This is a genomic window from Teichococcus aestuarii (genome assembly GCF_003116135.1).
Taxonomy (GTDB): domain Bacteria; phylum Pseudomonadota; class Alphaproteobacteria; order Acetobacterales; family Acetobacteraceae; genus Pseudoroseomonas; species Pseudoroseomonas aestuarii.
This window is the reverse complement of sequence record NZ_PDOA01000043.1, coordinates 1-10,785: the sequence shown is the minus strand read 5'-3', so window position 1 is coordinate 10,785 and position 10,785 is coordinate 1. Positions and strand designations below refer to the sequence as shown.

The 10,785-nt window shown below is 70.9% G+C and carries 16 protein-coding genes and 1 tRNA gene; 12 read left to right on the top strand and 5 right to left on the bottom strand.

The window, feature by feature from the left end; all coding sequences use genetic code 11:
* Positions 1–127 precede the first annotated feature (127 nt).
* From CR165_RS25285 to CR165_RS23485, 4 genes are all read left to right on the top strand, one after another.
* A complete protein-coding gene (locus tag CR165_RS25285) occupies positions 128–295 on the top strand; it encodes a hypothetical protein (RefSeq protein WP_181378348.1) in 168 nt (55 codons plus the stop codon).
* 45 nt (positions 296–340) lie between these two features.
* The gene (locus CR165_RS23495) at positions 341–766 is read left to right on the top strand and encodes a hypothetical protein (protein WP_146202031.1); all 426 of its coding nucleotides are present in this window, start codon (positions 341–343) and stop codon (positions 764–766) included.
* Entirely contained in the window at positions 763–1,410 is a 648-nt protein-coding gene (locus CR165_RS25280; RefSeq protein ID WP_181378347.1) for a phage baseplate protein, read from the top strand. The genes CR165_RS23495 and CR165_RS25280 overlap by 4 nt, the downstream gene beginning before the upstream one ends.
* 116 nt (positions 1,411–1,526) lie before the next feature.
* A complete protein-coding gene (locus tag CR165_RS23485; protein ID WP_109519325.1) occupies positions 1,527–1,721 on the top strand; it encodes a DUF2934 domain-containing protein in 195 nt (64 codons plus the stop codon).
* 269 nt (positions 1,722–1,990) lie between these two features.
* Here the strand turns inward: CR165_RS23485 and CR165_RS23480 are convergent, their stop codons facing one another.
* The 3 genes from CR165_RS23480 to CR165_RS23475 all read right to left on the bottom strand — a co-directional run bounded on the left by CR165_RS23480 (position 1,991) and on the right by CR165_RS23475 (position 2,594).
* Positions 1,991–2,212, bottom strand: a complete 222-nt coding sequence (locus tag CR165_RS23480; RefSeq protein ID WP_146202030.1) for a hypothetical protein — start codon at positions 2,210–2,212, stop codon at positions 1,991–1,993.
* A gap of 11 nt (positions 2,213–2,223) precedes the next feature.
* Positions 2,224–2,355 carry a hypothetical protein gene (locus tag CR165_RS26085; RefSeq protein WP_281262130.1) on the bottom strand — a complete coding sequence of 44 codons (132 nt, stop codon included), beginning with the start codon at positions 2,353–2,355 and terminating at the stop codon, positions 2,224–2,226.
* A gap of 164 nt (positions 2,356–2,519) precedes the next feature.
* Positions 2,520–2,594 (bottom strand) — tRNA-Gly (locus tag CR165_RS23475).
* Between the two features lie 222 nt (positions 2,595–2,816).
* Here CR165_RS23475 and CR165_RS23470 point away from each other — a divergent pair.
* The gene (locus CR165_RS23470; protein WP_181378346.1) at positions 2,817–3,695 is read left to right on the top strand and encodes an MBL fold metallo-hydrolase; all 879 of its coding nucleotides are present in this window, start codon (positions 2,817–2,819) and stop codon (positions 3,693–3,695) included.
* Positions 3,696–3,708: 13 nt separating this feature from the next.
* Here the strand turns inward: CR165_RS23470 and CR165_RS23465 are convergent, their stop codons facing one another.
* Complete coding sequence (locus CR165_RS23465) at positions 3,709–5,184, bottom strand: protein adenylyltransferase SelO (RefSeq protein ID WP_109519327.1); 1,476 nt, start codon at positions 5,182–5,184, stop codon at positions 3,709–3,711.
* A 74-nt stretch (positions 5,185–5,258) separates the two neighbouring features.
* The gene (locus CR165_RS24760; RefSeq protein ID WP_146202029.1) at positions 5,259–5,456 is read right to left on the bottom strand and encodes a hypothetical protein; all 198 of its coding nucleotides are present in this window, start codon (positions 5,454–5,456) and stop codon (positions 5,259–5,261) included.
* 220 nt (positions 5,457–5,676) lie between these two features.
* On the opposite strand from CR165_RS24760, the gene CR165_RS23460 reads away from it, so the two are divergent.
* From CR165_RS23460 to CR165_RS23430, 7 genes are all read left to right on the top strand, one after another.
* Complete coding sequence (locus tag CR165_RS23460) at positions 5,677–6,780, top strand: patatin-like phospholipase family protein (RefSeq protein ID WP_181378345.1); 1,104 nt, start codon at positions 5,677–5,679, stop codon at positions 6,778–6,780.
* 51 nt (positions 6,781–6,831) lie between these two features.
* Positions 6,832–7,395, top strand: coding sequence for a prolyl-tRNA synthetase associated domain-containing protein (locus CR165_RS23455; RefSeq protein ID WP_109519321.1), 564 nt, complete (start codon positions 6,832–6,834; stop codon positions 7,393–7,395).
* 88 nt (positions 7,396–7,483) lie between these two features.
* Positions 7,484–8,425, top strand: coding sequence for a tetratricopeptide repeat protein (locus CR165_RS23450; protein WP_109519320.1), 942 nt, complete (start codon positions 7,484–7,486; stop codon positions 8,423–8,425).
* A gap of 16 nt (positions 8,426–8,441) precedes the next feature.
* Positions 8,442–9,116, top strand: a complete 675-nt coding sequence (locus CR165_RS23445; protein ID WP_109519319.1) for an LON peptidase substrate-binding domain-containing protein — start codon at positions 8,442–8,444, stop codon at positions 9,114–9,116.
* Positions 9,117–9,185: 69 nt separating this feature from the next.
* On the top strand, positions 9,186–9,398 hold the full coding sequence (locus tag CR165_RS23440) for a Trm112 family protein (protein WP_379635867.1): 213 nt from the start codon (positions 9,186–9,188) through the stop codon (positions 9,396–9,398).
* Positions 9,398–9,766 (top strand): gamma-butyrobetaine hydroxylase-like domain-containing protein, encoded by a 369-nt coding sequence (locus CR165_RS23435; protein WP_109519317.1) that lies wholly within the window; start codon positions 9,398–9,400, stop codon positions 9,764–9,766. Before CR165_RS23440 ends, CR165_RS23435 begins: the two co-directional genes overlap by 1 nt.
* Positions 9,767–10,217: 451 nt before the next feature.
* Entirely contained in the window at positions 10,218–10,589 is a 372-nt protein-coding gene (locus tag CR165_RS23430) for an FAD/NAD(P)-binding protein (RefSeq protein WP_109519316.1), read from the top strand.
* The last annotated feature ends 196 nt before the right edge of the window (positions 10,590–10,785 follow it).

The window sequence follows — 10,785 nt, the reverse complement described above, 5'->3', positions numbered from 1 at the left end:
CTGCATCAACCGCCTGAAGAACTGCCGCCGCGTCGCTACCCGCTACGACCACACCGCCAGCAGTTTCCTCGGATTTGTCCAACTCGCTGCCATCCGCCTATGGATCAGCTTTGTCCACGCCGCCTAGGTGAAGGGTAGCACGACCAAGACCCTCTTTGGCGATTGGTCCGGAGACTTCGACACGCTGGTGGCGCCGCTGAAGCCGGCCCTTGACCAGATCAGCAAGATCCTGGCGGGGACGCCAGATGAGGTGATCAAGGCCTGGGACCAGTTGAAGGAGTATTTCCGGAACTGAGCAGGTGAGGCTTTCGCTAATTTCCCACCCTTCATCCAGCGGTTCTTGGACGTTGAGCCGGAACTGCCAGCGCAGGATCTGCCCGCTTATAGCGGGCGTGCCAGGGAGATGACGGGGGAGCGGATTACTGAACCGGCGGCTAATGGCTTTCTCAACTTCATCCACCCGCTTCTGGGCGCTCTCGGTATGCGCCAGTGCATCATTCAGTCGGACGGCTCAGAGCTCCTCCTGCCCCGGGGCGGGGACATGCTGGGAGCGCTCAACGATAACTATCTGCGCCGTGCCAGCCCGGCCGGAAGCACGGTCAGCACTCAGAACAACAGCGCGACGGTGACGAACAACGTCACGGTCAATGCCACGGGTGTTTCCGGGCCCGAGGTCGCCGCGGCAACTCAGCGCGGCATGGATAGGACCATGTTCCGGGAATACTGGCTGGAGAATATGGCTCGTCCAGGGGTCGAAGCGCAATGATGACGGTCCTCTCCTTCGCAGATCGGCGAACCAGGCTTGGCTCGCTTACCCTCGACGTACTGGTGACCGAAGAGATCGACATGGCCGCCGAGGTGACACGCTACCCCGTGGAAGACGGGACGCTGATCACTGACCACATCACGCAAGGGGTGGAGACCGTCCGGATATCCGGCATGGTCTCCACGGCCAGTGTCGCGGCCTTTGCCTTCACCAGTAGCGGGGCCTTGAAGCTGGTCGATGCGGTGGAGCAGCTCCGCGAGATGCACAAGCGGCGCGCTCTGGTAACGATCAGCACCGGGCAGATGCTCTACCCCGACATGGGGTTCACCAACCTGAGGGCGGTGCGGTCCAACGGCGAACGCGGCGGAAACTGGCTGGAGGTGCAAGCCGAGCTCGTGAAGGTGCGGAAGGCGCGGCTGCGGACGGCGGAGGTGCCGGCGCAGGCGCCCGCCCGGGGCAGGGCCGGCGAGACGAACAAGCCGGCAGGCAAATCCAGCGGCACCAGCGCGCAGGCCGCGCTGACTGAAGGGCAGCCGGAGAACCAGACCTTTGCCCGCGGGGCCTACAACTTGCAGTCCGGGCAGGCTCTCCTCAAGGTGCTGAAGGGGGACTTCACGGGGTTTCTAGGCCCTGCGCGACCCTGATCAGCGACAGGGGAAGGTAAACGCCCTCCCCTATCGTGTCCGATGGATACTTATTGTTGCATCTGTTGGTTGAGCGACGTGCTACTGTGCCAACGGCTTCGGCCAGGAGAAGCGACATGTCCAATACAGAACAAAACAACACAGAAAAGAAGCCTGATGATCTCGTTCGGGAGCGAGCCTTTCTGATGTGGGAGGCCGACGGCCAACCAGAGGGAGGGGCGGAGCAGTACTGGCATCGGGCGCGCGAACGCATCGAAGCCGAAACCCACTCCGCATATCCTCCGATGCAGACCGGAGCGCACCGCTCCTAACGACAGGAGCAAGACTGTCAGTCGATCAAAGGGGCCGGAAGGCCCCTTTTTACGTTCTGCCGGCCCTGTCAGTGTTCCTGGCTCAACGCGCGCCAGCAGATCAGCCAGACCAGTTCCCACTGCGCAAAGTCGCTTGGAGGCTGGGCCAAAGTCTTGTGCCCGAGGCGGACAGGCTCAGGTTCATCGGTTATGAGAGCCCGCTCCCCTATCGTGTCCTGTAACTGGCATTGTCAGGTACGCTGAGGACGCTGCTTCATGCACTCCAGGAGTCAGTCGAAGCAGGCCTTGGCGTGGCCCGGATTCTCGAATCCAACCTTCATCTCGATTCCGCCACCGCCAATCCAGAGCTCATCACCCCATGCCAAGGCCGTGCCCTCCTTTTTCTCAAAGGTAAGCCAGCGAACTGAGGTCACCTCGGCCGGCACGAGCGCCACGCTGGGCTTACCAAAAGCCGTCAGGGTAGTGGGGATGCGGGCGCTGGGCAGATTCATGGCCATTCCCTTCACCTGGCCGCTGTTGCCACGTACTCGTCGATAGCCACCAGCACCATCTCATTGACCCTCATGCCGCGTCGATGGGCCATGATCTTCAGCGTCTCCAGCTTGTCGGGCTCGATCCGCAGCGTGGTCGCCATCTCTGCCCCAGTGGCATGGAACGCAGCATAGGTGGAGCTTACCATGAGGAGTCGGGGGAAGATAAAATTCGTCGATTGGTTCCGCCCTGCTTCCGCGGCCCCAGACGCAGAAAAGGCCCGCCGAAGCGAGCCTTTGCTAAACACCTGTATTCTCTAAGAGAATTTGGAGCGGGCGAAGGGATTCGAACCCTCGACCCCAACCTTGGCAAGGTTGTGCTCTACCCCTGAGCTACGCCCGCGCTCCGTCTGGCGTGGCGGGGATATCTCATAGCCGATGGGGCTCCGCAAGGTCCGCCGAGCAAATTTCTTCATGGAAATTTTGTCATGCCTCCGCTCGGGCGGCAGGGGGGTCGGGGCGTGGCGGAGCCGCCGGCGAACCGGGCGCGGCATGGCCGGTTATGCGCAGGAGGCGGCGCGGTCTGACCGGCGGATGTCCTCCTCCACAGGCAAGGCGAGGAACCATGGCGCGGCAACTTCCCCTCGGCAAAGACAGCATCCTCGCCGAGGCGGCGGAGGGCGGCACACTGGCGGCGGCGGAGGATGTGGCGTTCCTGCGGCTGCTCTTCGTCAATGTAGTGCTTGTCGGCCCGCCGGGGGCGCCGGGCTGGGTGCTGGTGGATGCCGGCATCGGCGGCATGGCCGGGCGCATCCGCCGTGCCGCCGCCGAGCGCTTCGGCGCGTACCGGCCGCCGGCGGCCATCATCCTGACCCACGGGCATTTCGACCATGTGGGCAGCGCCGCCGAACTGGCGGCGGGGTGGGACGTGCCCGTCTATGCCCACCCGCTGGAGATGCCCTATCTCGACGGGCGGAGCGCCTATCCACCACCCGACCCCACTGTCGGCGGCGGCGCCATGGCCTGGCTCTCGCCGCTCTATCCGCGCGGGCCGGCGGATCTGCGGCCGCGCCTGCGCGCCCTGCCGGAGGATGGCGGCGTGCCCGGCCTGCCGGGCTGGCGCTGGTTGCACACGCCCGGCCATTCGGTGGGGCATGTCTCCCTCTGGCGCGAGGCCGACCGCATGCTGATCGCCGGCGATGCCTTCGTCACCACCGCCAGCGAATCCGCCTATGCCTCGGCGGTGCAGGAGCCGGCGCTGCACGGCCCGCCGCAATACTACACCCATGACTGGCAGGCCGCGGCGGCCTCCGTGGCCCGGCTGGCGCCGCTCGAGCCGGAGCGGGTGGTGCCAGGCCACGGCCGCGCCATGCAGGGCGAGGCGATGCGCGCGGCGCTGCACCGGCTGGCGGATGCGTTCACCGAGCTGGCCGTGCCGCCAGATGGCCGCTATGTCGCGGCGCCACGCCGGGCGGAGGATGGCAGCGCCTACACCCCGCCCTGAGCGGTGGCCCCGCTCAGGTGCCGCAGAAGGTCTGCAGCACGCGCTCCTGCGGCTGGGGCGGCAGGGTGTAGCCCTCCAGCCCCGGCCGCTCCTCGAAGGGGCGGGCCAGCACCTCCAGCAGCGCCTCGAAGGGGGCGAGATCCTGCCGCTCCACCGCGGCGGACAGCGCCGCCTCCACCTGGTGGTTGCGCGGGATGTAGAGGGGGTTCACCGCCCGCATCGCGTCGCGCCGTGCCTCGGGCTTGCCGCCTTCCTGCGCCAGGCGCTGCCGCCAGCCGGTGGCCCAGCCCTGATAGGCGGCGGGGTCCTCGAACAGCGTGGCCGCCGCGGCATCGGCCGCCGGGTCCGCCGCCGCATCGCCGAGCGCGCGGAAGAACAGGGTGAAGTCCACCTTGTTCTTCGTCATGCGGTCCAGCAGGTCCTGGACCAGCGCCACATCCTCCTCCCGCGCCTCCGCCAGGCCGATCTTGCGGCGCATGCCGTCGAGCCAGGCGGCCTCGAAGCGCGGCCAGAAGCCGCCCAGGGCCGCGCGCGCCTGCGCCAGCGCCTCCTCCTCGTCCTCGGCCAGCAGCGGCAGCAGGCATTCGGCCAGCCGCGCCAGGTTCCACTGCGCGATGGGCGGCTGGTTGCCATAGGCGTAGCGCCCGTAATGGTCGATCGAGCTGAACACCGTGGCCGGGTCGTAGGCGTCGAGGAAGGCGCAGGGGCCGTAGTCGATCGTCTCGCCGGAGAGGGCCATGTTGTCGGTGTTCATCACGCCGTGGATGAAGCCCACCAGCAGCCAGCGCGCCACGAGATCCGCCTGCCGCGCCACCACCGCCTCCAGCAGGCCGAGATAGGGGGCGGGGCTGCCGGCCAGATGCGGGTCGTGCCGGGCGATGGTGTGGTCGGCCAGCAGGCGCAGCCCCTCCAGATCCTGCCGCGCGGCGAAGAACTGGAAGGTGCCGACGCGGATGTGGCTGGACGCCACCCGCACCAGCACGCCGCCGGGCAGGGCCCGCTCGCGCCGCACCGTCTCCCCGGTGGCCACCGCCGCCAGGGCGCGGGTGGTGGGAATGCCGAGCGCCGCCATGGCCTCGGCCAGGATGTATTCGCGCAGCACCGGGCCGAGCGCCGCCCGCCCGTCGCCCTGGCGGGAGAAGGCGGTGAGGCCGGAGCCCTTGAGCTGGATGTCGCGCCGCTGGCCGTCGCGCCCCACCACCTCGCCTAGCAGCAGGGCGCGCCCGTCGCCCAGCTGCGGCACGAACTGGCCGAACTGGTGCCCGGCATAGGCCATCGCCAGCGAGGCCGCCCCCTCCGGCACCGCATTGCCGGCGAGGATGGCGACGCCCTCGGGGCTGGCGAGGAAGGCCGGTTCCAGCCCCAGCGTCTCCGCCAGCGCGGCGTTCAGCCGCAGCAGGCGCGGCGCGGCCACCGGGGTGGGGGGGCGTTGCGCATAGAAGCGACCCGGCAGGCGCGCATAGCTGTTGTCGAAGGCGAAGCCCGACATGATCATCCTTTCCTGCGGCGGTGGCCTGTCCCGTGGGGCGCCCCCGCCGCTGCAATCGGCAGGTGAGGCGCTCCTCAGGCGCCGCCAACCCCCTTCGTCACGATGCCGGTGCCCTGGCAGGTCGGGCATTCCTGGCCGCCAAGGCGCCCCTGCCCCTGGCAATCGGGGCAGACATCCTCGCCGGTGCCGGGCGTGCCGGGGGGCGCGTCATCGCCAGGGCCGGCCGGGCCGGCGGCAAGGATGGCGGAGCGGCTGCGGAAAGCGTGTGTCATGGCGGCCTCCTCGGGCTTGTCGTGGCGGATGTGGGAAAAAGGCAACCGGGCAATGGCGCTCCGGTTGCGCCTGTGGGCCGGCCGCCTCCCCCCTTCCGGGGCGGGCCGCCGCTCTCCTTCCACGGCCAGGAGCACCCATGACCCCGCAGAGCCTGCCTCGCGCCGCCTCCGCCCCGCCGCCCGCCGCTCCGGCGCCGTGCCGGCCATCGGGGCGCGCCTGATGCGGACGGCCCTGGTGCTCTCGGGCGGCATCGCGCTGGGCGCGTTCGAGGCCGGGCTGTGCGCGGCGCTGGAGGCGGCGGGCAGCCCGCGCCCGGGCTGGCTGGCCGCGTCCTCGGCGGGCGCCATCAACGCGGCGATCCTCGCGGGCAACCCGCCGGAGCGGCGCGTGGCGCGGCTGCGGGAATTCTGGGACTCGGTCGCATCGGCGCCGGCGCCCGCGGCGCTTTTGCCGCCCGGCTTTCCCTTCAGCCTGGCGGCGGTCCCGCTGCGCCGCGCCGGCCACGATGCCGCCGCCTTGCAGACCCTGCTGCTCGGCCGGCCGGGGCTGTTCCTGCCGCGCCACTGGGCCGGCTTCCTGCCGCAGGACGGCGCCGCGCTGCACGACCTCGCGCCCCTGCGGCGGCGCCTGCCGGAGCTGGTGGATTTCGCGCTTCTCAATGCCGGCGCGCCGCGCCTCAGCGTGGTGACGACCGACCTGACGAGCGGCGAGCGCGTGGTGTTCGACACGGGGCGCGGAGACCGGATCGGGCCCGAGCACATCGTGGCCGCCTGCGGCCTGCCGCCGCTCTTCGCGCCGTCCAGGGTCGAGGGCCGGCTGCTCGGCGATGGCGGCCTCTCCGCCAACACGCCGCTCGACCTGGTGTTCGACACGGACGACACCTCGCCGGTGCTGTGCCTGGTGGCGGAGCTGTTCGCCGCCTCGGGCCAGGTGCCCCGCTCGCTGAGCGATTCGCTGTCCCGGGCCGGGGACCTGGCCTTCGGCAACCAGACTCAGCGCATCCTGGAAGGGCAGGGAAGGGCGCTGCGGCTGCGCGCCGCGCTGCAGGCGGTGGCGGAGCGGCTGCCCGCCGGGCTGCGCGCCGATCCCGCGCTGGCGCCCGCCCTGGCCGCCGCGGCCGGCCCCGGCGCCGCCACGGTGGTGCGCCTGGGCTACCACGCCACGCCGGAGGATGCCGGGCCCGGCAAGCTGTTCGACTTCTCCGCCGACAGCCTCGCGCGCCGCTGGCGGGCGGGGGAGGCGGGGCTGCGCGCCGCGCTGCGCCTCCTGGAGGGGGCGCCGCCCGCCGCGCCGGGGCTGACGGTGCATGAGGTGGCGGCCTGAGGCGGCGCGCCCCCGCTCGACGCCCGCGCGCGGAGGCGGCAGAGAGGCGGGATGCAGAGCGAAGACCCCTCCCTCCTTCCGCCCCTGGCCAGCGGCGCCCCGGCCGAGACGCCGGAGGGGCTGCTGGCCCGCCTCGCCGCTCTCGGCATCGCCGCCGAGACGGTGCATCACCCACCGCTGCACACCGTGGCGGAGAGCAAGTCGCTGCGCGGCAGCCTGCCCGGCGCCCATGCCAAGAACCTGTTCCTCCGCCCCCGCGAGGCCGGCCCCTTCATCCTGGCCGTGCTGGAGGAGGACCGGCGGCTCTCGATCAACGCGCTGCTGCGGCAGCTCGGCGCGCCGCGCGGCCAGCTCGCGCCGCCCGAGGCGCTGTGGGCGGAGCTCGGCGTGCGGCCGGGCTCGGTGACGCCCTTCGGGCTGGTCAACGCGCGGCCCGGCCGGGTGCGGGTGGCGATCGACCGTGCGCTGCTGGAGGGGGTGGAGCGGGTGCATTTCCATCCGCTGGTGAACACCGCCACCACCGCCCTGGCGCCGGACGGCCTGCTGCGCTTCCTGCGCGCCCTCGGCCACGCGCCGGAGGTGCTGGACCTGCCTCCGCCCGCGCCGGCCGGTTGAGGCGGCGCGGGGAATTCAGGCTCCCGCCTTGCGCCGGAGCCCGACCGGCGCATCTATGGCAGGCAGGAAGACCGGAGCTGGTGCCCCCATGGATACGATCCTCGACCCGAACCGCCCCAACCCTGCCGCTACCGGCGGTGCCGACATCATCAAGGATGGCGATGCCAAGTCCTTCATGCAGGACGTGGTGCAGGCCAGCCGCGAAGTCCCCGTGCTGGTGGATTTCTGGGCGACCTGGTGCGGCCCCTGCAAGCAGCTGACGCCGGCGCTGGAGAGGGCGGTGACCGCCGCCCAGGGCCGCGTGCGCTTGGTGAAGATCGACATTGACCAGAATCGCGGCCTGGTGCAGCAGCTGAGCCAGATGGGCCTGCCGCTGCAATCCGTGCCGACGGTGGTGGCCTTCTGGCAGGGCCAGATCGCCGACCTGTTCCAGGGCGCCCTGCCGGAATCCGAGCTGAAGAAGTTCATCGAGACCCTGCTGAAGGCGGCCGGCGGCCAGATGCCGGCGGCCGACCTGCTGGCCGAGGCCAAGCAGGCCACGGAGGAGGGCGACCACCAGACGGCGCTCGAGATCTATGCTGCCGTGGCGCAGCAGGAGCCCGAGAATGCCGAGGCGCTGGCCGGCCTCGCCCGCACCCTGATGGCGATGGGCGAGGAGGAGCGCGCCCTCCAGGTGCTGGAGGCGGTGCCGGAGAAGCTGCGCAGCCATGCCGAGGTTGCCGGCGTGCGCAGCGCGCTGGAGCTGGCCGCCGAGGGCCGCAAGGCACGGGAGCGCCTGGCCGAGTTCGAGAACCGCCTCGCCGCCGATCCGGACGATCATGAGGCGCGGATCGAGCTGGCGGTGGCGCTGAACGCCATGGAGAAGCGCGCCGAGGCTGCCGAGGCGCTGCTGGAGGCCATCAAGCGCGACCGCGCCTGGAACGAGGAGGCGGCGCGCAAGCAGCTGCTGAAGTTCTTCGAGGCCTGGGGCCCGATGGACCCGGCCACGGTGAAGGCGCGCCGCGGCCTCTCCACCCTGTTGTTCCGCTGAGCCCGGAGGGCCGGGCATGGACACCGACCATTCCCGGCCCGAGGCCCCGGCAGGGGAGCCGCCGGCGGAGATACCGGTGTTTCCCCTGGCGGGCGCGCTGCTGCTGCCCGGCGGCCGGCTGCCCCTCAACATCTTCGAGCCGCGCTATTTGGCCATGGTCGAGGATGCGCTGGGGCGGGGCCGGCTGATCGGCATGGTGCTGCCCGACCCGGCCAAGCCCCGGCCGCAGGGGCGCTCCACCCTCTACCGTGCCGGCTGCCTGGGACGGATCGCCTCCTTCTCCGAGACGGGGGACGGGCGTTACCTGGTCACCCTGCTCGGCACGCACCGTTTCCGCGTGCTGGAGGAACTGCCCGACAGCCCGCGCGGCTACCGCCGCGTGCGCGCCGACCATGCCGCCTTTCCCGCCGACGCCCAGCCCGTGTCTGACGCCGCAGTGGACCGCGAGGCGCTGCTGGCGGCGCTGCGCCCTTATTTCCAGGCGCGGCGCATCGAGGCGGACTGGACGGCGATCGAGCGTACGCCGCCCGCCATGCTGGTGACCACGCTCTGCATGATCTGCCCCTTCGGGGAGGCGGAGAAGCAGGCCCTGCTGGAGGCGCCGGACTTGGCGGCGCGCGCCGCGATGCTGGTGGCGCTGCTGCGGATGGACAGCGCGGGCCCCGCCGCCGGCGCCGACCGCCCCAGCTGAAGTCCAGGTGCCGCCGCCACAGTTGACGGGCAGCCCCGCCGGGCGCAGGAATCCCGAGGAATGAGCACCATGAACCCTTCCGACCCCACCTCCGCCGCCCCGCCGGGTGGCCCCATCGATCCCCGCCTGCTGGAGATCCTGGTCTGCCCTGTCACCAAGGGCCCGCTGCGCTACGACCGGGAGCGCGGCGAGCTGGTGAGCGAGCAGGCAGGCCTCGCCTACCCGATCCGCGACGGCATCCCGATCATGCTGCCGGACGAGGCACGGCGCCTCGGCGGCTGATGGCGGCGCCCACCGAGATCCGCCTGCGGCGGGCCGAGCGCTGCCTCGACATCCGCTACGAGGACGGCCAGAGCTTCACGCTGCCGGCGGAATACCTGCGGGTGGAGAGCCCCTCCGCCGAGGTGCAGGGGCATGGGCCGGGGCAGAAGAAGATCGTCTCCGGCCGCCGCGCCGTGGGCATCCTGCGGGTCGAGCCGGTTGGCCACTACGCCGTGCGCTTGGTGTTCGACGACCTGCATGACAGCGGCATCTACACTTGGGATTATCTCCACACGCTGGGCCGGGAGCAGGCGGAGCGCTGGGCCGCCTACGAGGCCGAGCTGGCAGCGCGGGGCCTGAGCCGCGATCCGCCCGGACGGAGCCGCTGACGCCGGCGTCCGCTCCTGGAAAGCGCCCCCCCCGCAGGCTTCGGCCTCGCGGGGTTTTTCATGCCCTTCCTGCCGTCCGCCCTTCATGAAGGCGGGACCATGGTGGACATGGTGCTCTCCCTGCGGCGGCACGGGCATAGAGGACCACTGGTGGCGGTCTCCCGCCATGGCCGGTGCCACTGCTGCCGGGGAGGGCGCCTGGCCCGCTTGCCCTGTTGCGGCTGCTGCGGGCGTAGGCGGCCAGGGCCATGGCGGCCCGGCAGCCCTGGCAGGCAGTGCCGGATGGTCTGCGTCCATATGTGCGGGCCGTCTGGCGGTCCCGGAGCCAGCCGGAGCAGGCCCGCTTCCTCCGCCATGCCGCCAGCCTCAGGAACCTGCACCGGTACCGGCTGGCGCCGGAGGTCGCGCCGAGACCCTGGCTGATTCGCTGGCGCGAGGAGACCTCCGCGTCATGGCGGGCCGACTCGAGTCCTGGCAGCGCGGAACAGGCGGAGGGGTCGAAGTCCTTTTTCGTCTGCGCGGAGGAGAGCGGCAGCGGCTGCGCTGCGCGCGCATCCTGCTTTGCACCGGCCCTTCCGGCAGCCGGGCCTGGTCCGCCAGCCCGCCGGTTCCGAGGCTCATGGAGCAGGGGATGCCACAGCCGGACGGGCAGGGCCTCTCCGTCCTGCCGGATGGGAAAGCCCTGAATACGCAAGCGCAAGCGGTGCCTGGCCTCGTTGTCCTGGGGCCGCTGGCGCGGGATGCCTTGTGGGAGATCACCGCCGTGCCGGAGATCCGCGCGCAGGCGATGAAGATGGCCGAGGCTGTCCTCGCCCCCTTGTAGGGTGGCGCGCCGCGTCCCATCTCGGGTGACTGCCGCGGAAGAATCCCTTTGACACGGCCTGTGGGGCATCCTAGAAGGCGCGCCCTGCTGTGTTGTTGGTTTGTGGCGCGGCGGGTTTTCGGAAGAAAGCTTCAGTTCTGGCATTGACGGGCGAAGTAATCGCCACTAGATAGTCGGTCATCGCTGAGGGGTTCTT